The organism is Roseateles sp. So40a (genome assembly GCF_048081605.1).
Lineage (GTDB): Bacteria > Pseudomonadota > Gammaproteobacteria > Burkholderiales > Burkholderiaceae_C > Roseateles.
This window is the reverse complement of the sequence record NZ_CP182288.1, coordinates 4,940,334-4,961,633: the sequence shown is the minus strand read 5'-3', so window position 1 is coordinate 4,961,633 and position 21,300 is coordinate 4,940,334. Positions and strand designations below refer to the sequence as shown.

19 protein-coding genes are annotated in these 21,300 nt (G+C 69.1%); 4 read left to right on the top strand and 15 right to left on the bottom strand.

Annotated features, from left to right (window positions below):
• Positions 1 to 53: 53 nt before the first annotated feature.
• Positions 54 to 2,357: a catecholate siderophore receptor Fiu gene (locus tag ACNI65_RS22580; protein ID WP_416759540.1), complete on the bottom strand. Its 2,304-nt coding sequence runs from the start codon at positions 2,355 to 2,357 to the stop codon at positions 54 to 56.
• A gap of 342 nt (positions 2,358 to 2,699) precedes the next feature.
• Positions 2,700 to 3,683 carry a TerC family protein gene (locus tag ACNI65_RS22575; RefSeq protein ID WP_416759539.1) on the bottom strand — a complete coding sequence of 328 codons (984 nt, stop codon included), beginning with the start codon at positions 3,681 to 3,683 and terminating at the stop codon, positions 2,700 to 2,702.
• 304 nt (positions 3,684 to 3,987) lie between these two features.
• Here ACNI65_RS22575 and ACNI65_RS22570 point away from each other — a divergent pair, with 304 nt between their 5' ends.
• Positions 3,988 to 4,344 carry a phage holin family protein gene (locus tag ACNI65_RS22570; protein ID WP_416759537.1) on the top strand — a complete coding sequence of 119 codons (357 nt, stop codon included), beginning with the start codon at positions 3,988 to 3,990 and terminating at the stop codon, positions 4,342 to 4,344.
• 80 nt (positions 4,345 to 4,424) lie between these two features.
• On the opposite strand, the gene ACNI65_RS22565 is transcribed toward ACNI65_RS22570, so the two are convergent.
• Positions 4,425 to 7,286, bottom strand: coding sequence for a TonB-dependent receptor domain-containing protein (locus ACNI65_RS22565; RefSeq protein WP_416759536.1), 2,862 nt, complete (start codon positions 7,284 to 7,286; stop codon positions 4,425 to 4,427).
• Positions 7,287 to 7,511: 225 nt separating this feature from the next.
• Between ACNI65_RS22565 and dacB the strand changes: the two genes are divergently transcribed.
• A complete protein-coding gene (gene dacB, locus ACNI65_RS22560; RefSeq protein ID WP_416759534.1) occupies positions 7,512 to 8,945 on the top strand; it encodes a D-alanyl-D-alanine carboxypeptidase/D-alanyl-D-alanine-endopeptidase in 1,434 nt (477 codons plus the stop codon).
• Here the strand turns inward: dacB and ACNI65_RS22555 are convergent.
• The 6 genes from ACNI65_RS22555 to ACNI65_RS22530 all read right to left on the bottom strand — a co-directional run bounded on the left by ACNI65_RS22555 (position 8,875) and on the right by ACNI65_RS22530 (position 14,631).
• A complete protein-coding gene (locus ACNI65_RS22555; protein WP_416759532.1) occupies positions 8,875 to 9,768 on the bottom strand; it encodes a hypothetical protein in 894 nt (297 codons plus the stop codon). The genes dacB and ACNI65_RS22555 overlap by 71 nt on opposite strands.
• A gap of 91 nt (positions 9,769 to 9,859) precedes the next feature.
• Entirely contained in the window at positions 9,860 to 10,384 is a 525-nt protein-coding gene (gene yidD / locus ACNI65_RS22550) for a membrane protein insertion efficiency factor YidD (RefSeq protein ID WP_416759531.1), read from the bottom strand.
• Between the two features lie 14 nt (positions 10,385 to 10,398).
• On the bottom strand, positions 10,399 to 11,499 hold the full coding sequence (locus ACNI65_RS22545; RefSeq protein WP_416759529.1) for a S66 peptidase family protein: 1,101 nt from the start codon (positions 11,497 to 11,499) through the stop codon (positions 10,399 to 10,401).
• Positions 11,500 to 11,513: 14 nt separating this feature from the next.
• Positions 11,514 to 12,134 carry a M15 family metallopeptidase gene (locus tag ACNI65_RS22540; protein ID WP_416759528.1) on the bottom strand — a complete coding sequence of 207 codons (621 nt, stop codon included), beginning with the start codon at positions 12,132 to 12,134 and terminating at the stop codon, positions 11,514 to 11,516.
• Positions 12,131 to 13,030, bottom strand: a complete 900-nt coding sequence (locus ACNI65_RS22535; RefSeq protein WP_416759527.1) for a LysR family transcriptional regulator — start codon at positions 13,028 to 13,030, stop codon at positions 12,131 to 12,133. The genes ACNI65_RS22540 and ACNI65_RS22535 overlap by 4 nt, the downstream gene beginning before the upstream one ends.
• 2 nt (positions 13,031 to 13,032) lie before the next feature.
• On the bottom strand, positions 13,033 to 14,631 hold the full coding sequence (locus tag ACNI65_RS22530) for an ABC transporter substrate-binding protein (RefSeq protein WP_416759525.1): 1,599 nt from the start codon (positions 14,629 to 14,631) through the stop codon (positions 13,033 to 13,035).
• Between the two features lie 277 nt (positions 14,632 to 14,908).
• Here ACNI65_RS22530 and ACNI65_RS22525 point away from each other — a divergent pair, with 277 nt between their 5' ends.
• Positions 14,909 to 15,199 carry a type II toxin-antitoxin system RelB/DinJ family antitoxin gene (locus tag ACNI65_RS22525; protein WP_416759523.1) on the top strand — a complete coding sequence of 97 codons (291 nt, stop codon included), beginning with the start codon at positions 14,909 to 14,911 and terminating at the stop codon, positions 15,197 to 15,199.
• Complete coding sequence (locus ACNI65_RS22520) at positions 15,159 to 15,482, top strand: type II toxin-antitoxin system YafQ family toxin (protein ID WP_416759521.1); 324 nt, start codon at positions 15,159 to 15,161, stop codon at positions 15,480 to 15,482. The genes ACNI65_RS22525 and ACNI65_RS22520 overlap by 41 nt, the downstream gene beginning before the upstream one ends.
• 13 nt (positions 15,483 to 15,495) lie before the next feature.
• Here the strand turns inward: ACNI65_RS22520 and ACNI65_RS22515 are convergent, their stop codons facing one another.
• The 6 genes from ACNI65_RS22515 to ACNI65_RS22490 are packed head-to-tail and all read right to left on the bottom strand — an operon-like array spanning position 15,496 to position 21,208.
• Entirely contained in the window at positions 15,496 to 16,449 is a 954-nt protein-coding gene (locus ACNI65_RS22515; protein ID WP_416759519.1) for a peptide ABC transporter ATP-binding protein, read from the bottom strand.
• Positions 16,446 to 17,402, bottom strand: coding sequence for an ABC transporter ATP-binding protein (locus tag ACNI65_RS22510; RefSeq protein ID WP_416759518.1), 957 nt, complete (start codon positions 17,400 to 17,402; stop codon positions 16,446 to 16,448). Before ACNI65_RS22510 ends, ACNI65_RS22515 begins: the two co-directional genes overlap by 4 nt.
• Positions 17,402 to 18,331 carry an ABC transporter permease subunit gene (locus ACNI65_RS22505; protein ID WP_416759517.1) on the bottom strand — a complete coding sequence of 310 codons (930 nt, stop codon included), beginning with the start codon at positions 18,329 to 18,331 and terminating at the stop codon, positions 17,402 to 17,404. Before ACNI65_RS22505 ends, ACNI65_RS22510 begins: the two co-directional genes overlap by 1 nt.
• A gap of 7 nt (positions 18,332 to 18,338) precedes the next feature.
• A complete protein-coding gene (locus ACNI65_RS22500; RefSeq protein ID WP_416759516.1) occupies positions 18,339 to 19,349 on the bottom strand; it encodes an ABC transporter permease in 1,011 nt (336 codons plus the stop codon).
• Positions 19,350 to 19,355: 6 nt separating this feature from the next.
• The gene (locus ACNI65_RS22495; protein WP_416759515.1) at positions 19,356 to 20,198 is read right to left on the bottom strand and encodes an N-acetylmuramoyl-L-alanine amidase; all 843 of its coding nucleotides are present in this window, start codon (positions 20,196 to 20,198) and stop codon (positions 19,356 to 19,358) included.
• On the bottom strand, positions 20,195 to 21,208 hold the full coding sequence (locus tag ACNI65_RS22490; protein ID WP_416759514.1) for an N-acetylglucosamine kinase: 1,014 nt from the start codon (positions 21,206 to 21,208) through the stop codon (positions 20,195 to 20,197). The genes ACNI65_RS22495 and ACNI65_RS22490 overlap by 4 nt, the downstream gene beginning before the upstream one ends.
• Positions 21,209 to 21,300: the final 92 nt, after the last annotated feature.

Below are 21,300 nucleotides of genomic sequence, written 5' to 3'. Positions count from 1 at the left end.
ACGGGCCATGCGCACGACGGTCCGTACGCTACCTCAAACCGGCGTGGATCCGTTCAGAAGCCGATGTTGGCCATCAGCGTGACCGCGCGCGGAGCGCCCAGCACCAGTCGGCCACCGCCGTTGTTCAGCGAGGACATGTAGTCCTTGTCGAACAGGTTGGTGACGTTCAGCTGCAGCGAGACGTTCTTGTTCACGCGGTACGCGCCCATCAGGTCGACGACGGTGTAGTCAGGCAGCGTGCCCAGGCCCGTGGCGGCCGGCTGGCCGACGGTCACGACACGCTTCTGCTCCGCGACGTGGCGCACGCCGCCGGCGACGGTGATGTCGTTCCACTGGTAGGAGGTCCAGACGGTGGCCGACCACTTCGGCGTCCAGCGGATGCCGTCCGTGACCACCTGGTTGGGGTTGGTCGCCGTGGAGGCCGCGCGCTGGTTCAGCGCCTTGGCATCCATGGTCTGCACGCCGGCGGTGACTTGCCAGAAGTTGGTCAGCTGACCGACGGCGGCCAGTTCGATGCCCTGCACGCGCACCTTGCCGCCTTGCGTCGACAGGTTGGTGATGGGGTCGACGCTGACCACGCCGTCGTTCTCGCTGCGGTACAGCGCGGCCGTCAGGTTCAGGCGCTTGTTCAGCAGGTCCCACTTCGTGCCGAGCTCGTAGTTCTTCGTCTCCTGCGCGTCGGCGGTGCCGGCTTGCTGGCCGGTGGCCGACAGCACGAAGTTGCCGCTGCCCGGAGGCGTCAGCGAGTTGGCGGCGGCGACGTAGGCGGTGCCGTTCTCGGCCAGCTTGTACAGCGCGGCGGCGTTCCAGCTGGTGATCCACTTGCCGGCGGAGAACTTCGTGGCCGTCAGGCCGCCCGTGGTGGCCACGGCGGTCGTCGTCGTGCGGACGTTGTAATGCTCGGTGCGCAGGCCCAGCGTGAGCTTGAGCGCGTCGGTCACCGACAGCGTGTCCAGCGCGTAGATGGCGGTGGTGGTGGTGCTGCCCTCGTTGCCGGAGCCGTTGCGCACCGGCATCGGCAGCGCGTCGTTCGGGTTCGGGTTGTAGAGGTTGGCCGCCGGGATGGTGCCGGTGGTCGTGAAGTTCAGCGTTTCCTGGCGCTCGTACATCAGCTCGACGCCGGTGCTCAGGTCATGCTTCAGGCCGGCCGTGCGGAAACTCGTGTTCAGGCTGGTCTGGTTGGCCAGGATCTCGTTGGTCTGGTCCACGCCCTGACGCGAGCGCGCGATGGTCCACGTGTCGCGGTTGGTCGGGTCGACGGCGGTGATGCCGATGATGCCGGTCAGGATGCGGTCCATGTGCGTGCGGCCGTAGCGCGAGATGTTGCGCACGGTGGTGTCGCCGCCCAGGTCCATCTCCAGCTTGGCCGTGACCATGTCGGCCTTGACCTTTTCCTTGTCACCGTAGCTGCCGTAGAAGTTGTCGCGATCGACCTTGGGCGCGACGGCCAGCGCGGCGGCGCGGTCCTTGTCCAGCTGCGACGCGGTGGCCGCGGGGGCCGCGACCGAGTACGCCGGCCAGCCGATGGCGGGCAGGCCGCCGTCCGGACGGCCGTCCTGGCGCACGTGCTGCGAGTACAGGAAGAAGCGCGTCGCGGTGTTCAGGCCGAAACCGATCGACGGGGCGACGCCGTAGGTCTTGCGCTCGATGGCCGAGCGTCCCGGCACGCCGTTGTCCTGCCACACGGCATTCAGGCGCACGGCGGTGTTGTCGGCGACCTTCTGGTTGACGTCGACCGAGGCGCGCTTGCGGCTCGCGTCGCCGACGCTGATCGTGCCGTCGATCGAGTTGTCGATCTGCGGCAGCTTGGTGATCAGGTTGATGTAGCCGGCGGACGCGCCGCGGCCGGTGTCGGCGCCCGCCGGGCCCTTCACCACTTCGATCTGCTCGAGGTTGAACACGTCGCGCGTGACGGCGCCCAGGTCGCGGATGCCGTCGACGAAGGTCGAGGTGCTGGCGCTGAAACCGCGCATCTGGAAGGTGTCGCCGGCGGAGGTGTTGCCGTTCTCGCCCAGCTGCATCGTGATGCCCGGGGTGTTCTGCAGCGCCTCGATCAGCGAGACCGCGCCCTGCTCGCGCAGCACTTCCTTCTTGATCACCGAGATCGTCTTGGGCGTTTCCAGCAGCGGCTGGGTCAGCTTGGACGAGGCGCTCTTGTCGGCCTTGTAATCGGACTGGGCGCTGCCCTCGATCTTCACCTGGGGGAGGTAGGGGGAAGCGGCCGCGGCGGCCGTCGTCGAGCCGGCATCCGCCGTGGCGGGGGCGTCGGCGGCGTGCGCCACGGGGAAGGTCAGGGACGCGGCCAGCGCAGCCAGCGGGGCCACCGCATGTTTGCGGCTCTTGATGTAGCGGGACATGGATTCGAGCTCCGAGGGAGAGATTCTTGTGGGTTCTGGCTCGGCTGGCTGGCGCGTCGGCGGCGTCGTCCCGACGCATCACGGCGCACGGTGGCGGGCCTCCTCCCTGGTCGCGCGTGGCTGGCAGTGGCGGGTGATTGAGGCCGGAGGGGACTCAAAGGCCGCAAATGCTAAGCATTCTCATTTGTGTGTGTCAAAGATTTGCTGTTCCGCAGGCTTTTCCGCGTGGCGAACGCGCGACGCTCAAGTTGCTGCTCTGTAAAGCAGAAGACCCGCGGACGCTGTCACGTCACACGGGTCTTGGGAGGAACGGGCCCGCTCAGCGGGCCGTCAGCGCAGGAATCAATGCGCGGCCGGTTCGTCCTGGCGGTGCTCCGGCAGCTTGGGCGCGGTGCGCAGGCTCCAGATCATCGTGATGGCCAGGATCGCGATCACCACACCCAGCGAGAGCAGCACCGGGATCTTGATGACGTCGATCAGCATCATCTTGGCGCCAATGAACACCAGCACCACGGCCAGGCCGTAGCTCAGCAGGTGGAACTTGGACGCCATCGCCGCCAGCAGGAAGTACATCGCGCGCAGGCCCAGGATGGCGAAGATGTTGGAGCTCAGCACGATGAACGGATCGTTGGTGATCGCGAAGATCGCCGGGATCGAATCCACCGCGAAGATCACGTCGGTCATGCCCACCAGCGCGATCACCAGCAGCATCGGCGTGGCGATGCGCTTGCCGTTCTCCAGCGTGAAGAAGCGTTCGCCGTCGAAGTTCTTGCTCACCGGCAGCACGCGGCGCAGCAGCTTCAGCGCGGGGTTGTCCTCGAGGTCCGGTTCCTTGCCGGCCGCCCACCACATCTTGATGCCGGTGATCAGCAGGAAGGCGCCGAAGAGGTACAGGATCCAGTGGAACTGCGCGATCAGCCAACCGCCCACCAGGATCATCACCGTGCGCAGCACGATGGCGCCGATGATGCCCATCATGAGCACCCGCTTCTGGTACGCCGCCGGGACGGAGAAGTAGGTGAAGATCATCAGGAAGACGAAGATGTTGTCCACCGCCAGCGATTTCTCGATGAGATAGCCGGTGATGAACTCCAAAGCCTTCGTGTTGGCGAGGGGTGTGTCGCCGGTGCCGTCCTTGACGGCCCACCACAGCAAGCCCATGAACGCCACGCTCAGCGCCACCCAGACCAGCGACCAGTTGATCGCCTCCTTGACGCCCACTTCGTGCGCGCCCTGCTTGCGCAGGACGACGAAGTCCAGGAAGAGCGACACCACGACGATGCCGACGAAAACCACCCACAGCCAGGTGGGCACGATGGTGCTCATTTGCGCTCCTTGCAAGAGACGGACCGGCAGCATGCCGTGTCCCGGGTTCTACGACAACGCGTCGTTCCTCGGGGAACGACGCGGCCGAAAGGTCTTGCAAGGCTGACGGGCCGCTCGATCAGGCGATCTCGCGAGTCCGGTGTCAGGTGCAGGGCCCGGCTGCCTTCACGGCAACGTCTTGACGGGCGCCTGCCGCGGCCTGGGCCGCGCGGCTACTCCCCTTTCGGAAGGTTCGGATTATCTTGTTTGGTTCGGCATTTCAAGTTCGGAAAAAACTGATGAAACGTGCCGCTATGCTGGAGGCATGAAAACGCTGACCCGTTGGCTGCTGCTGGCTGCCGCGTTGCTGCTGGTGGCCCACCTCTATCCTGGCGTCCAGGTGAAGGGCTTCGTCACCGCGTTGATCGCGGCCTTCGTGCTGGGCTTGTTCAACACGATCCTGCGACCGGTGCTGGTGCTGCTCACGCTGCCGGTGACGCTGCTGACGCTGGGCCTGTTCCTGTTCGTCATCAACGCGCTGCTGTTCTGGGCGACCGCCACGGTGCTGGACGGATTCACCGTGAACGGCTTCAGCGCGGCGCTGATCGGCTCGCTGATCTATTCGCTGTGCGGGATGGGCATCGATGTCGTGATCGAGAGACTCTTCCCCGACTCCGAGTGAACGAGGAATGAAAAAAGCCCGCCGGAAGGCCGGCGGGCTTTGCTCGTTCTGCTCGGTCAGGCCGGTCCGGCCCGCCGCGATCAGAAGAACTTGTAGTCGATGCCCAGCGTGAACGAACGGCCGCGGGGGTCCGCGACGCGCGGTTCCCACGAGCTGCCCGAGCCGGTGTTCGTGTCGTAGCTGTTCGCGAACGGCGGGTCCTGGTCGAAGATGTTCTTCACGCCCGCGGTGATCGTCAGGTTCTTGATGCCGCTGTAGGCGACGCTGACGTGGTGCAGGTAATAAGGCTTGACCCACGGATCGAACAGCGGCGCCGACGCGTTGCCGTTCGCCACGCCCGGCGGGACGTAACCGTAATAGCCGCTGCTGTACTGCTGGCGCAGCGAGTACGCCCAGTCGCCATACGTGTAGGTGACGTAAGCGCTGTGCTTCCAGCGGATGCCCAGCTCGCTCGAGCGCGTGAACTGGCCGATCTCGCTCGGGCCGAAGGCGACGTTGTCCAGCAGCTTGGAACGCTTCTTCAGCAGGTAGGTGCCGTCCAGGCCGGCGGCCAGGCGGCCGCCGTTCATCGGCGTGCTGCCGCGCATCGACAGTTCCAGCCCGCGCGTCTGCGTCTCGCCGGTGTTGACCCAGCGCGTGTCCACGGTCTGCAGCACGCCGTTGGCGTCGCGGATGAAGGCTTGCGGGAACAGCTGGTAGTTGTTGAGGATCTGCGTCAGCGTCAGGCTCTGGATCTGGCCGTCACGACGGATGTCCCACAGGTCGACCGACCCGCTGAAGTCCTTGGTCGGCTGCCACACGAAGCCGATGTTGGCCATCTTGGACTCTTCGGGCTTCAGGTCCGAGCGGCCGCCGAACAGCGTGTTGAAGGTCACCGCCTGGCAACCCGCCGTGTTGCTGACCACGTTGGACGGGCAGGTCGCCGGATCGGGCACGCCGGCACCGGTGTACGGCGACTCGGTCACGCCGTTGAACAGCTGGTTGAAGGTCGGCACGCGGAAGCCGGTGCTGTAGGACGCCCGGAACACCAGGCTGTCCAGCGGCTGGTAGCGGATCGAGGCCTTCGGGTTGGTCGTGCTGCCGAAACCGGTGTACTTGTCGTAGCGCACCGAGAGGTTCAGGTCCAGGTTCTTGACGATCGGGATGATCGTCTCGCCGAAGATCGCGCCGACCTTGCGCTTCACGCCGCTCAGCGCGTTCACGTTGTCGAACGGCGCGTTGAAGATCCAGGTGTTGATGTCGTTGGTGTTGACCGTCTGGTTGCCGTCGAAGCGGTACTTCTCGATCCGGTAGTCCACGCCCACCGCGCCCATCACGTCACCGGCGGGCAGCTTGAACAGCGGGCCCGAGGCGGTCGCGTCGTACTCGTCGGTCGTGTACTTGCCGCCGTAGAGCTTGGTGCCCTCCGCGGAGATCGCGTCCAGCGCCGCCAGCGCGGCCGGGGTCTGCGACTGGCCGGCCAGCAGGAACGGGTTGAGCACGCCGGTGTTGATCAGGTTGGCCAGGCCGACCCAGTTCTGATAACCGGAGCCCAGCACCGAGTTGCTCTTGCTGAAGGCCTGCGAGGCGCCGACCTTGTAGTCCCAGTCCTTGAGGAAGGGCAGCGGGCCGTCCATGCTGAGCAGGTAGCGGCCGGTGTCGGTGGTGGTCTCGAACTCGCGCGAGCCGCATTCCATGCAGCGCCAGCGGAAGGCCAGCGGCTTGCCGGCCTGCGAGGCCAGGCCCGGGAATGTGCCCACGAGCGCGTTCCACACCGTCTGGTAACTGGCGCCGGTGGACGGATAGGCCAGGCTGCGGAAGGGGCTGGGCACGGCCGTGCCGTTGGGCAGCGTGATCGTCGCCGTGGCGCTGCCGCTGCTGATCTGGTTGGCCGAGAAGATCTTCTGCGACTCGGACTTGCCCAGCAGGACTTCACCGGTGAGGGTGTGCTCGCCCAGCTTGAGCATGCCGCGCGTCACCAGGTTGGTGTTCTTGACCGGCTGCTGGATGACCGCGGCCTTGCCCGAGTCCCAGGCGCAACCGAACTGGTTGGCCGGCGAGGCGGCGGCGGAGTTCCACAGCTTCTCGGCATACGGGGCCATGCCCGGCTGCGAGGCGCAGCCCGCGCCGCCCGGCAGGTCCAGGATGTTGGCGCTGGTGATCGTGGTGCCGTTGTAGGTCGGCGCGGTGATCGTGGGCGAGAAGAAGACGGTCGCGAACGGCGTGCCGCGGGTGTCGGGGGACAGGCCGCGCTCGGGCTGGAAGCTGTTGACGAAGTCGCGTTGCGAGCCGTCCAGGCGCTTGTTGTCGGTCATGGACAGGACGGCCATGACGTTGAAGCCGTCCTTGTCGAGGTTGCCGACGCCGCCGGTCACCGAGCCGCGATAGATGTTGCCGCCGCCGTGCTGGGTCACGTCGGTGAAGCCGCTGACGGTCAGGCCGGTGTAGTCCTTGCGCAGGATGAAGTTGATGACGCCGCCGACGGCGTCGGTGCCGTAGGTCGACGAGGCGCCGTCCTTGAGGACCTCGACGCGCTCGATGGCGGCCATCGGGATCTGGTTCAGGTCGACGACGCCGCCGTTGAGGCCGTGCGCGGCGATGCGGCGGCCGTTCAGCAGGATCAGCGTGGCGTTGGCGCCCTGCAGGCGCAGGTTGGCGGAGGTCGCGCCGTTGTTGCCGCGGGACTGGCCCGAGACCACGTCCGCGTTGGAGGCCAGGTTGTCCAGGCCGTTGCCGTTGGAGGTCAGCGTGGCGATCAGCTGCTCGGCCGACACGATGCCCTGGCGGTCCAGGTCCTTGCGGGAGATCGTCTGCACCGGCAGCGCGCCCTCGTCCTGGATGCGCTTGATGCTCGAGCCGGTGATCTCCACCCGCTCGATCTTCTGGACTTCCTGCGACCAGGCCGCCGCGTGGGCGCCCAGGCCCACGACGACGAGGCAGCGGGCGAGTTGATTCAGTTTCACGACCTTCTCCTTGTTAACCGGACCGGCGTCCTGGAACGCCGCCAACGACCTTGATGCGACCGATGCATGGCCGACGTGTTGCGAGCTGTGAAGGATCTTCAAGCACGAGACCCTTGCACCGTCATAGGAACGTCACCCATTTGTTGCATCCGTCCCGATGAATGCTTGTCTCGCGCGTATAACCTGTGGGAATGCAACGGGGCCGGGACTATACAGTCGCGACACATGCGATCGATCACCGCCTCCGCCGTCCTGGCCGTCGCGCTCGTCACGAGCGGATGCGCCACCCTCGTCGACACCCCGCCCGCGCCCGTCGATGCCGCCTTGCGTGAGGCGGGCGTGCCGATGGCGTCGATGTCGGTCGTGGCCTATCCGATGGACGCGCCGGGGACCGGCCTGCGGATCAACGCCGACCGCCCGATGGCGCCGGCCTCGACGATGAAGACGATCACCGCGGTCGTCGCGCTGGACCGGCTCGGACCCAACAGCCGCGGCCAGACGCAGCTGCTGGCCGCGGGCGAGATCCGCGACGGCCGGCTCGACGCGCCGCTGGTGCTCAAGGGCGGCGGGGACGCCGACCTGGACTGGGCGTCCTTGTGGTCGATGCTGCGCGAGTTGCGCGAGCGTCACGGCCTGCGCGACCTGGCCGGCGGCATCGTCGTGGACCGCGGCCTGTTCAATCCGGCGCGGCTGGACATCGGCGCGCCGCGCTTCGACGAGCAGGCCGAGTTCCCCTACAACGTCATTCCGGATGCGCTGCATCTCAACGGCAGCCTCCTGCAGTACGACCTGGCGGCCGACGCACGGAGCCTGACGGTGCGCCCGTTCCCGCAGTTCGGCGGGCTGGCCATCGACACGAGCGCGGTCACGCTCAACGACAAGCCGTGCAAGGACTGGGATGACGGCTGGATGCCCTCGCGCTTCGAGGCCCTGCCCGGCGGCGGCGCGCGGCTGACGCTGGCCGGCGAGTTCCCCCGGGACTGCCGCGTGACGCAGTCGCTGAACGTGCTGGACCGGCAGTGGGAGACGGCCCAGGCGCTGCGACAGCTCTGGATGGCGCTCGGCGGCACGTTGTCGGGCGAGATCCGCGAAGGCGCGACGCCCGAGGGGGCGACGCTGCTCGTCCAGCACCGCGACCGGCCGCTGGCGGAACTGCTGCGGCCGATCATGAAGGCCTCGGACAACGCGTTGGCGCGGATGCTCTACCTGCGCCTGGGCGCGTGGGCGGCGCAACCCGGCGAGGACACGCGCGACGCCGCCGCGCGCGTGGTGCGCGAGTGGTTCGCCGCACAGAAGATCGACACGGCCGGCCTGACGCTGGAGAACGGCTCCGGCCTGTCGCGCAACGAGCGCGCCTCGGCCGCGCAGATGGCGGCGATGTTGCGGGCCTCGGCCCGCGGCGCGCATGGTCCGGAGCTGCTGGCCACGTTGCCGGTGGCGGGCGTCGACGGGACGCTGTCGCGCCGCATGAAGGGCACGCCGGCCGAGGGCCGCGCCCGCATGAAGACCGGCACCTTGCGCGACGTGGTCGCGCTGGCGGGCTACGTGCCCGATTCGACCGGGCGGACCTGGATCGTCGTGGCGATCGTCAATGACGATCAGGCGATGAAGGCGCGTCCGGCGATTGATGCGCTGGTGGCGTGGGTGGCGGGACGCTGAGCCTGCGGCGCGCGATCCGGGGACCGGCCCACCGCACGAGCAGCCACATCGCGAGCGCACCAGCGACGCCGCTCAGGAACCGTCCCCAGTTCGCCGACTCGACGGTTCCCTGGCCCTGGCTCCAGTAGAGGTCGTGGCCGACCCAGTCGCCGGCGTCGTCCATCTTCTTGGCGTGGGACGCCAGTTCCTTGACCGGCACATGGTCCGCCTTGGCGGCGTAGCGCTGCGTCAGGAACACGCGATGGCCCTCCGCGCGGTACTCGCGCCGGTAAGAGAAGGTGGGCGTGTCGAAACGCTTTTCTTCGCTCTCCTTGGCCAGCGGCGTCCAGTCGGACGGCACGCGTTCCTCGACCAGCATCAGCAGTTCCTCGCGCCGCGCGAGGCTCAGCGGCTGCTTGCGCATCGTCACGTCGGGCTTGCGCAGCACGTCGTGCATCTCCGGCGACGGCAGTCCGGCCATCGTCGGACGGCCTCCCTTGTCGCGCTCCCACGGGTCGTCGTAGTCATAACGCTCGCGGGTGGTGACGACGTTGGCGGCCTCGTCGTCGTCCCACTCCATCGGCGCCGTGCTGCGAATGCCCGCCAGCCGCTTGAAGCCCGCGTAGTACTTGAGCGCGTCATTGCCGTATCGCGTCAGGTCCTCCGAGAAGTTGCCGTTGCGCATGTCCTCGGCGGCGCGTCCCTCGTAGCGCGTCGTGACCTCGAAGCCGGCCCGGTGGCCCGGGCCCTGGCTGAGGTCGAAGAGGACATTGATCTGCCGGCGGTGCTGCGCCGCCGGACCGACGTCCATCGACGCGAGTTCGGTGGTGTCGGGCGACAGCACGAGGGCGCGGCTGAAGTCCGCGGGCGCGATCGCGTCCAGCCGAGCGCGCTTGCCCGGGGTCCGCGCGAGGATCGCCCGACCTAGGGTCAGCTCAGCGCCGGCGTCGGCGGCCGCGCAGTCCGTCGCGATCCTCGTAGCGATTCGCGCCCTTCTTCTTGCGCGACGGCCAGTCGCAGCTGCAGCAGTCCCCGCAGTCCGCGAGTGCGCACACGGCGCGCGGACCGATGCCGCAGCCGTCGCCCCGCGGGCCGGACGGACCGTCGCAGGCTGCACAACCGTGATGGCCATCGCAGGGCAGGTCCGGCGCGCAGCCGAGGTCGCAGTCGCCGCGTTGCGCGGCAGGCGGGCGTCGATATGCCGAGCCGGCCGCCGCGTTCGTCGCGAGGTCCGCCTGCCGTCGTCGGTACGCGTCATGGACCGCGCCGCAGCGTGCCATGCGCTCGCGCAGCAACGGCAGGCCTTCCCACACGCCGAAGCGCCGGATCACGCGGTGGCCGAGCGCCGAGCAGCCCGCGCAGCCGGTGTGCACGCGATAGGCGCAGTGGAACCCCTTGTACGGCGAGATCCAGCGCTGGTAGCCGCGGATGGCGGCCAGCGCGACCTGACGGAAGTCCATCAGCGCGGCGATCCTCAGACCACCGCCGGCGTCAGCAGCCGCACCGTGCCGGCGCGGGCGTCCATCTCGGCGGGCTGGCCGACCGGGACGGTGAACTTGCGCTTGATGTGGCCGATCATCGCGCCGCGATAGACGGGCACGTTCAGCGGCAGGAAGTAGTCGTCGAACACCTCGTCCAGCGTGAGCGTGCCGAAGTTTCCGTCGCCCGGGCCGCACTGGGTGAACTTGCCCAGCACCACGCCGGCCAGCCCATCCAGCGCGCCGCACAGCCGCAGCGTCGAGAGCATGCGGTCGACGCGGTAGATGTACTCGTTGATCTCTTCCAGGAAGAGGATCGCGCCGCGCGTGTCCGGGAAGTACGGCGACCCGGCCAGCGAGCTCAGCACCGCGAGGTTGCCCCCGATCAGCGGCCCGCGCGCGACGCCGGGGCGCAGCGTGCTGATGCGGTCCTCGCGCTGGATGACGTGGGCGCCGCGCTCGCCCTGCGGGTTCTGCATCAGCGCGGGTTGCGCGTCCATCGCCACGGCGCGGAAGTGCTGCAGCGAGAACTCGTTCCACTCCGATCCCGCCACCGGGCAGTGGAAGGTGATCAGCCCCGTCTGCTGATGGATCGCGTTGACCAGGCTGGTCAGGTCCGAGAAGCCGCCGAAGAACTTGGGCTTGCGCCGGATCAGTGCGTAGTTCAGCTTGTCGACGATGCGGTTGCAGCCCGAGCCGCCGGTCAGCGCCAGGATGCCGGCGACCTCGTCATCGGCGAAGAAGTCGTTGATGTCGGCGGCGCGTTGCACGTCGGTGCCGCCGAACTGGCCGTAGCGTCCCCGCACGTTGGCGCCCAGCTTGACCTTGAAGCCCAGCGCCTCGAGCGACTCGACGGCGATCTCCAGCGGCTCGCGTTCATAGGTCGCGTTGGCCGGGCTGACCAGGCCGATCGTGTCGCCCGGACGCAGCCGGCGCGCGCGCTGCGCGGGCGGGGCGGCGTCGGGGCCCGCGGGCCGGCCCGATCGTCCGGGACCGCCAACGGCGGTCTGCGCCTGCGCGCTGCCGGCACCGACCGCGAGCGCGGAGGCAGCCGCGGTGGCGGCGCTGGCGAGGATCTGGCGGCGGGAAGCGGTCATGTCATGTCTGCGGGTCAGAGCACCAGCGGCAGCTCGCTTCGGACGCGGTCGCGATCGCCGAAGTCGAAGTGCCACCACTCGGTGCTGATGGTCTGGAAACCGGCGTGGCGCATCGCCGCGCGCAGCCAGCCGCGATGGCGCAACTGGTCGGCGGTGAGGCCGCCGGCGGCGAGCTGCTCGGCCTCGAACTCGGGGTGCGAGGCCGGGGTCATCTCGTCAAAGCCGGTGCCCATGTCGAGCTCGCGGCCGTCGGCGTCGAGCAGCGTCACATCGACGGCCATGCCGAAGGAATGGATCGAGCGCCGTGCCGGATGCGCCAGATACTTGGTCAGCGGCGTGCCCTCGAGTTCCTTCCAGAGCGCCTCCTGCACGCGTTGCGGGCGCAGCGCGTCGAGCACGACCAGCGTCACGCCCGGGCAATGGCGGGTGAGCCACGCGGCGGCCTCGGCGATGGCTCCGGCGCTTTCCCGGCGCAGGAACGCGCAGTCCAGGCCGCCGTAGACGGCACGGCCGACGAAGTTGTCGGGCGTGGCGTAGCGCAGGTCCACGGCGATGCCGGGGATCGTCAGCAGCGAGCGGAACTCGGGATGCGCGGCGATCTCCTCGCAGGGGATCGGGGCAGGGGCAGGCGTCACTCCAGGCTTTCGAGGTTGGCGCGGGCGGCATCCCGCAGATAGCCGACCAGGCGCCGCGCCGCCTGCGCGAGCGGCGCGCTGGCCGAGGTCAGCAGGTACAGATGGATGCCCATCGGCGGCGCCAGCGGACGCACCTTCACCCGCGAGCGGTCCGCCGACGCCGCGGTGAACGGGTCGACGACGGTCATGCCCACGCCCGCTTCCACGAGCGCGCGGGCGAGCTGGTAGGTCTGCACGGTGATGCGGCTGTCCAGGTGCCGGCCCTCGGCCTCGCTGGCGTTGTGCAGCATGTGGCCCAGCGGATCGTCCTCGGCCATGGCGATCAGCTCGGACTGGATCTCCTCCAGCGGCAGCGGGCCCGAGCCCTGCGCCTCGGGGCTGTGCATCGGGCACAACGCCATCAGCGTGCCGCTGGCCAGCACCTCGGCCTTGATGCCGGGATGGCGCGGGTCCTGCAGGCTGAGCGCCAGGTCGGCCTCGCCCAGCAGCAGCGCGGAGACGATCTCGCGCGTGTGGTTGGTGCTGAGCTGGCATCGGCTGCGCGGGAAGGCTTGCGCCCAGTGCGTCATCGCCGCCGGGATCACCGCGGCGCCCAGCGTGGGCGTGGCCATCAGGCGCAGTGACTCGGATTCGCCGCTGCGCAGGTTGGCCGCCAGGCGCCGGATCGCGACGAGGTCGCGGTTGAGCTTGTCGATCTCGACGAACAGACGCTGGGCCTCGGGCGTCGGATAGAGCTTGCCGCGGACGCGGTCGAAGAGCGGCATGCCGAGCTGCAGCTCGCAGTGCTGCAGCACCTTCGTCACGGCGGGCTGGGAGATGTGCAGCAGCTGGGCGGCGCCGCTGATCGTGCCCGCCTGCATGATCGCGTGGAAGACTTCAATGTGACGGAGACGCATGGTCACTCGCGGTAGACGTTCTCGAACACCACCCCCCCGTTGGGCTGCATCTTGAAGCCGCGCAGGTCCTTGCTGGTGGGGATGTAGACCGTCGAGTGTGCCATCGTGATCCACGGGCGCTCGCGCTTGAAGATCTCCTGGGCCTTTTCGTAGAACTCGATGCGTTTGGCCTGGTCGGGCGTGGCGCGGGCCGCGTCGATGAGCCGTTCGAAGTCCTGATTGCAGAACTTCACGCCCGACTTGTTGGTGGCGCAGCTGAGGTTGGGCGTCAGGAAGTCGTCGGCGTCGCCGCTCTCGCCGGCCCAGCCGCTCATGTAGACCGCGTGCTCGCCGGCGTTGGCGCGCTTGAGGTACTCGCCCCATTCATAGGTGCGGATCTGCGCGCGCACGCCGATGCGGGCCCAGTCCTGCTGGATCAGCTGGGCCATCAGCTGGCCGTTGGGATTGGTCGGACGCGTGACGGGTAGCGCCCAGAGGTCGATGTCCAACCCGTTCGGATAACCGGCCTGCGCGAGCAGCGCCTTGGCGCGCTCGGGGTTGTACTCGTTCCTGAGCGCCTTGTTGTAGCCGGGGATCGCGGGCGGGAAGGGGTTGACCGCCTGCATCGCGTCGCCGCGCGGGAACAGCGCGCGGAAGATGGCGTCGCGGTCGACGGCGATGTCCAGCGCCTCGCGCACGAGGCGGTTGTTGGTCGGCGCCTTGCGCAGGTTGAAGGACAGGTAGGAGATGTTGAGCGCCTGGATCTTCTCGAGCCGGATGCGCTCGGGATGGCGGTCGATGGCGGCGACGTCGATGTCGCGCAGCGGCGAGGTGATCTGGCATTCGCCGGCGAGCAGCTTCTGCACGCGGACCGGGGCCTCGCGGCTGATGGTGAAGATCAGCTTGCGCGTCTTCTGCGGCTCGCCCCAGTAATCGGGGTTGGCCTCCATGCGCACGACGTCGTCCTTGGCGTAGCTGCGGAAGCGGAAGGGGCCGGTGCCGATGGGCAGGCGGTTGATCTGCGCGGCCTTGTTCTCGCGCAGCAGCTGGGCGCCGTACTCGGCGGACTGGATGCCGGCGAAGGCCATTGCGAACCAGGTGACGAAGGTGACATTGGGCTGCGAGAGCGTGAAGCGGACGGTGCGGTCGTCGAGCTTCTCGAGCTTCGTGATTGCCTTGGCCAGGCCGAGGTTCTGCGGGTAGATGAAGTTGGCGGGGAAGGCCTTGTTGAACGGGTGCTCGCGGTCCAGGAATCGGCCGAAGGTGAAGAGCACGTCGTCGGCGTTCATCGGCCGGGTCGGGGTGAACCAGGGCCGGGCGTGGAAGCGGACGTTGTCGCGCAGCGTGAAGGTGAAGACGCGCGCGTCGGGGCTGATGGTCCAGGCGGCGGCGAGGGCGGGCTGGAGCGCGGTGCCGCCGCGCTCGAAGCGCACCAGCCCCTGGAACATCTGGTTGTTGACGTTGTTGGTGCTGGCGGAGTCCCATAGGCCAGGGTCGAAGCCCTCGGGGCTGGCGTCGGTGCAATAGACGAGCGGCTTGGGCGCGGCGGCATCGGCAGCGTTCGCGACCGGGAATGCCGCGAGCAGGCACGCGGCCAGCGAGAGGGAAAGGGCAGGGCGCATCGGGGGAGGGCTAGCCGGCGCATTGTCGAAACGCGGGCTCCACGGTCACAACTGAAATGGGCGGGCTGGACCATAACACCGGGTTATGCGGGGGCCGCGAATGCCGGGAAGCGATGTGCCTCGCGTGTCAACGTCGAATGCGTCAATCGCTCGGATATCTCGCGGTCGATCAATGCAGGCCGACGCGCACCATCCGAGCTTCGTCCCACGAGCTCACAAAGGCGTAGACTCCACATTTGTGGCTACAACGTAGCTACGTTTGCGCAGGAGAACGCACATGAGCCTGGCCATCAAATCCACTGAACTGCGATCGCGCGTCGAGCCCGAGCTGAAGGATTCCGCCGCCGAGGTGCTGGCCCAATGCGGCCTCACCTTGAGCGATGCCATCCGACTCTTCCTGACCCAGGTGGTCCTGCACAACGGCTTGCCGTTTGAGGTCAAGGTGCCCAACGCGGAGACTCGGGCCGCGATGGAAGAGGCTCGTTCGATCACGCGCGCTCGCTTCGGTTCCGGCAAGGAACTGATCGATGAACTTGAAAAAAAGGTCCGCCCGCGAAAAGCGCGCTGAGCCTCCGCGTCTCACCGACTACGCGCCGAAGTTCCTTCGCGACTGGGAGCGCCTCTCGCATTCAGGCCGCTACGACCTTCGCCGCTTGAAGGAGGTCATGCTCTTGCTCATCGCCAACGATGGGCCTTTGCCGCCTGAATACAAGGATCACGCGTTGGCAGGGGACATGCAGGATCATCGCGAGTGCCACGTCGGGGGCGACTTTCTCCTGATCTACCACCTGCGAGAGAACATGATCGTCTTCGTGCGCGCTGGCACGCACGCGGAGCTCTTTGGTCGCTGAGCCGACGCACAGTTCAAATCACATCACACGCCACCCGCCGTCCGTCGATCTCGCGGAGTTCGGGGCGGACCTCGGCGCAGCGGGGAATGGCCATCGGGCAGCGCTGGTGGAAGGCGCAACCCGTCGGCGGCGACAGCGGGCTGGGCAGCTCGCCATGGATGCGGATGCGCGCGCGGCGATCCGCCGGACGCAGCGCCGGCGTCGCGCTGATCAGCGCCTGCGTGTACGGATGCAGCGGCCGCGCGAACACCTGGCGTTTGTCGCCGTGCTCCACCACCCGGCCGAGGTACATCACCATCACCTCGTCCGCCACATGCTCCACCACCGACAGGTTGTGAGAGATGAACACGTAGCCCGTGCCGAACTCCTCCTGCAGGTCCATGAACAGGTTCAGGATCTGCGCCTGGATCGACAGGTCCAGCGCCGAGGTCGGCTCGTCGGCGACCACGATGCCCGGCTGCATCACCATCGCCCGCGCGATCGCGATGCGCTGGCGCTGGCCGCCCGAGAACATGTGCGGGTAGCGCTGCAGATGCTCCTGGCGCAAGCCCACCTTCGCCGCCAGCGCCTCGATGCGCTCCCGGCGCTCCGCGCGGTCCAGCCGCGTGTTGATCACCAGCGGCTCCGCCAGCGTCGACGCGATCGTCTTGCGCGGGTTCAGCGCCGCGTACGGGTTCTGGAACACCATCTGCACGTCGCGCCGCAGCTCCTGGCGCGCGGCCGGATCGGCCGCGTCCCGGCCCTGGATGCGCAGCTCGCCGGCCGTCGGTGTCTCGATCAGCGTGAGCGCCCGTGCCAGCGTCGACTTCCCGCAGCCCGACTCGCCCACGACCGCCAGGGTCCGGCCCGGCGCGAGCTCGAAGCTCACGCCATCGAGCGCGCGCACCGTCGCCTTCGGCGCGAACCAGCCGCGGCTCACGCGGTAATGGCGCGCCAGGTCGCGCGCCTGCAGCAGCGGTGCGCTCATGGCGAGGCCTCCATCGATGCGGGCTCGGCCAGCGGGAAGAAGCAGCGCACGCCGGCGTCGACCGCGGGCCGCTCCACTCGGCAGCGATCCTGCACCCGCGGGCATCGCGGCGAGAACAGGCATCCGGCCGGCCGGTCCAGCGCGCCCGGCACGATGCCCGGCAGCGCCTGCAGGCGTCGCGCGCCGCGGTTGTGCTCGGGGATCGCCGCCATCAGCGCGGCCGTGTACGGATGCCGCGGCGAGGCGAAGACCTCGGGCAGCGTGCCCGTCTCCACCACCTGTCCCGCGTACATCACGGCCACGCGCTGCGCCATCTCGGCCACCACCGCGAGGTCGTGCGTGATCATCACCAGCGCCATGCCCTGCTCGCGCTGCAGCCTCAGCAGCAGATCCATGATCTGGGCCTGGATCGTCACGTCGAGCGCGGTCGTCGGCTCGTCGGCGATCAGCAACTTGGGCGAGCACGCGATCGCCAGCGCGATCATCACGCGCTGGTTCATGCCGCCGGACAGCTCGTGCGGATAGGCCTTCAGACGATTGGCCGCGTCGGGGATCTCGACCTGCCTGAGCAGGTCCAGCGCGCGCTGCCGCGCCTCAGCGCCGCGCAGGCCCAGGTGGGCGCGCAGCACCTCCTCGATCTGGTGGCCGACGGTGTAGCTCGGATTGAGCGACGCGAGCGCGTCCTGGAACACCATCGCGATGTCCTTGCCGACCAGCCGCCGCCGGCGCGACGCGGGCATGCCCAGCAGGTCCTGCCCCTGGAAGCGCATCGCCGAGGCGCTCACCTGGCCCGGCGGGTCGATCAGTCCCATCAGCGCCATCATGCTGACCGACTTGCCCGAGCCCGACTCGCCGACGATGCCCAGCACCTCGCCGGGCGCGACATCCAGGTCCACGCCCTCCACCGCCGGGAAGGCGCCGAAACGCACGCGCAGATCGCGGATCTCCAGCATCACGAGACCCTCTTCAGGCGCGGATCGAGCGCGTCGCGCAACCCGTCGCCCATCAGGTTGACGCTCAGCACCGACACGAGGATGGCCAGCCCCGGCAGCGTGACGACCCAGGGCGCGCGCACGATGTAGTCGCGCGCGGAGGACAGCATCGTGCCCCACTCCGCCATCGGCGCCTGCACGCCCAGGCCGAGGAAACCGAGCCCGGCCGCTTCCAGGATCGCAGCCGAGAAGCTCAGCGACGCGTTGACGATCAGCGGCGCCAGGCAGTTGGGCAGCACGGTCGAGAACATCAGCCGCCACGTCGACGCGCCCGCCACGCGGCTCGCGGTGACGTAGTCCTTGCCGAGTTCCGACAGCGCCGCGGCGCGCGTGAGCCGGACGTATTCCGGCAGGCTGCCGACCGCGATGGCGATCACCGTGTTCATCAGCCCGGGGCCGAGCACCGTGATCACGCAGATCGCCAGCAGCAGGCCGGGCAGCGCGAGCATCACGTCCGTCACCCGCATCACCACCGGCGCGAGCAGCCGTTGATGGAAGGCCGCCAGCAGCCCCAGCAGGACGCCGGGGATCAGCGACAGCACGACCGAGGCCAGTCCGATCCCCAGCGACACGCGCGCGCCGTGCAGCAGGCGCGACAGCAGGTCGCGGCCCAGTTCGTCGGTGCCGAGCAGGAACCGCGCCTGACCGCCGTCCATCCAGAGCGGCGGCGTCAGCATCGCCTCGCGGTACTGCCGCACCGGGTCGTGCGGCGCGATCCATGGCGCGAACAGCGCCGCCAGCGCCAGCAGCGTGAACACCACCAGCGCGACGAGCGCGCCGCGGTTGGCCGAGAAGCCGTGCCAGAACTCGGCCAGCGGCCCCGGGGGCGCGGTGGGCCGGGTCGCGGCGGGCGTGGGCGTGGGCTTGGGGGTGGAGGGCAGGGCGCTCATGTCGATGTCATCCCTGCTTGCGGATGCGCGGGTTCACGACGCCATACAGCAGGTCCACCAGCAGGTTGACCGCGATGAAGGTGCAGGCCGAGATCAGGATGCCCGCCTGCACGACGGGATAATCGCGCCGCGCGATCGCATCGATCAGCCACTTGCCGATGCCCGGCCAGCTGAAGATGGTCTCGGTGAGCACGGCACCGGCCAGCAGGCTGCCGACCTTCAGGCCGATCACCGTGATCACCGGGATCAGCGCGTTGCGCAGGCCGTGCACCAGCACCACGCGCGACGGCGACAGGCCGCGCGCGCGGGCGCTGCGCATGTAGTCCTCGCGCAGGACCTCGAGCAGGCTGGAGCGCGTCATGCGCGCGATCACCGCTGTCGTGCTCGTGCCCAGCACCAGCGCCGGCAGCAGCAGGTGACGCAGCGCCGAGCGCCAGGCGCCGGGCTCGTCGTGCAGCGCGGCGTCGATCAGCATGAAGCCGGTGACGCGCTGCACGTCGTACTCCACCGCGATGCGGCCCGACACCGGCGTCCAGCCCAGTCCGACCGAGAAGAACATGATGAGGATCAGTCCCCACCAGAAGACCGGCATCGAGTAGCCCACCGTGGCCACGCCCATCACGCCCTGGTCGAGCAGCGAGCCGCGCCGCAGCGCCGCGCCGGTGCCCAGCGCCATGCCCAGCACGATGGCCAGCAGCAGCGCGAAGAGCGCGAGTTCCGCCGTGGCCGGGAACAGCGCGAGGAACTCGTGCGAGACCGGCTCGTGCGAGACCAGCGAGCGCCCCAGGTCGCCGTGCAGCAGGCCGCCGACGTAGTCCGCGTACTGGCGCCACAGCGGCTGGTCCAGGCCGAGCTCATGCATCAGCCGCGCATGGGTGGCCTCGTCCAGCGCGCGCTCGCCCATCATGATCGCGATGGGGTCGCCGGGCACCAGCCGGATCAGGCCGAAGGCCACCAGCGTCACGCCGACGAGCGTCGGCAGCAACGTGGCCAGGCGGCGGAGCAGGAAGTTCAGCAAGGCGGATCAGAAGTCCGAACGGGGTTGCGAATCGGCCGCGCGCGGCTGCTTCATGAGCATGCCGCCGGGCGTGGTCACGACCTCGAGCAGCGCGGCGGTCTCGGCATCCATGTCGCCCGCGTAGTTGGCCGGGCGGTATTTCATCTGGAAGGTGCTGATGACCTCGCGCGTGGCGACGTCGAAGACACCGGTGCGCGGCGTCTGATAACCGACCTTGGCCAGGCGGTCCTGGAACCAATTGATGTCGGGCACCGGGCCCAGCTCGTAGATGGCGCGCTTGACGTCGACCTGCACGGCATCGGGCCAGGCGATCAGGCCGGCCTCGGCGAAGCGCTTCCACGGGAACTCCGGACCCGGGTCCTGCTTGCGGCCCGGGGCGATGTCGTTGTGGCCGAGGATGCGGTCCGAGCGGATGCCGTTGCGCGCGACGATCTCCTGGCTGAGCTGGATGACGTCGTCCATCTGCGCCTTGGGGTAGGGCGCGTAGACGCGGCCCAGCGGCGTGTCGGTGAAGCCGGGGTTCACGATCTCGATGCCGATCGAGGCCGAGTTCAGGTTGGTGGCGCCGGCCCAGAAGCTGACGCCGGCATGCCAGGCGCGGCGGTTCTCGTCGACCAGTTGGAAGACCTTGGACGGGTTGTCCTGCACCAGGTAATGCGCGGAGACCTTGCCGCCGGTGGTCAGCACCTTCATCGACTTGTCGAAGTCCAGCACCGTGTAATGCAGGATCAGGAACTGCGCGCGGCTGTCCTGGTTCTGCGAGACATGGGTCTTGTCGATCTGCAGCGTGGGCGAGGCGCAAGCCGCGAGCAGCGCGGCGGCGGCGAGGGTCAGGAGCTTGGTCTTCATGAGGCGTGCGCGGCGCGCCTGGCGGCGGCCCCGGCGGTGTCGGGTTGTTGGACGGAGAAGGGCAGGTCGGGGGGCAGCGCCGCGCGCAGTCCCGTCTCGATCGCGGGATGCAATTGCAGCACACGCCCGGCGGCCGTGACGGGACGCACCCCCAGCCGGCGCAGCAGCGCCAGCGGGAGTCGCGCAAGTTCCGCGCCGGCCCGGCGCAGCAGCGCGAGCGCGTCGGCGTCGCCCTCGTGGGCGGCGCGGCCGACGGCGAGCGCGAGGCGGCCGATGGCGCCGCGTCGCGTGGCGCTGTCGCCGCCGTACATGAAGGCGCGGGTCGTCGGCCAGTCCGGGCCGCCGAGTTCGTCGAAGAGGTGGCGGGCGAGCGTCGATCGCGCCCAGGCGCCGGGGTCGTCGTCCTCGCGGCGCCAGACCAGCGCGAGCGCCTCGCGGGCGATCCACTGGCCGCCGCCCTCGTCGCCGAGCAGCGGACCGCGGCCGCCGGCGCGGTGCATCGCGCCGGAGTCATCGATGAACGCGGCGATCGCGCCGGTGCCGGCGTAGACGAGGTAGCCCTCGCCCGGACGATAGAGCGCGTGCCAGGCCTGGGCGATGTCGCTGTCGCAATGGATCTGGGCCGGTGAAAGGCCCAGGTGTTGCGCCAGCAGCGAGCGCAGCGCGCGGCCGGCGGGGCCGTCGGGTTCGCCCAGTCCGGTGATGCCGGCCTGCAGCCCCCGCAGCGTGCCCGGTGCGGCATGCGCGAGCACCGCGGCGGCGAGTGATTGCAAGGTCTGCGCGAGCGCGACACGGCCGGCGCTGGTGTCCAGCAGCAGCGCGCTGAATCCGCCGACCTCACCGCGAGCGACGAGCGCGCCATCGCGGTCCGCGAGCGCCCAGCGCGTCTGCGTGCCGCCGGCGTCCAGCCCCAGGCCCAGCGCGATGCCGGCGCGCGCGCTGCCGGGACGGGCGGGCGCGCGGGGATCGGCGAGGGCGGCGGGCGAGAAGCCGGAGGGCGAGAGGCTCATGACGGGGAGGCGTGGCGCGCGGAGCTTACGAGGGGCGTTGCGCGCCCGCCATTGTCAATGCGCGGGGCGGGTATGAGTTCGGCTCATGGGCG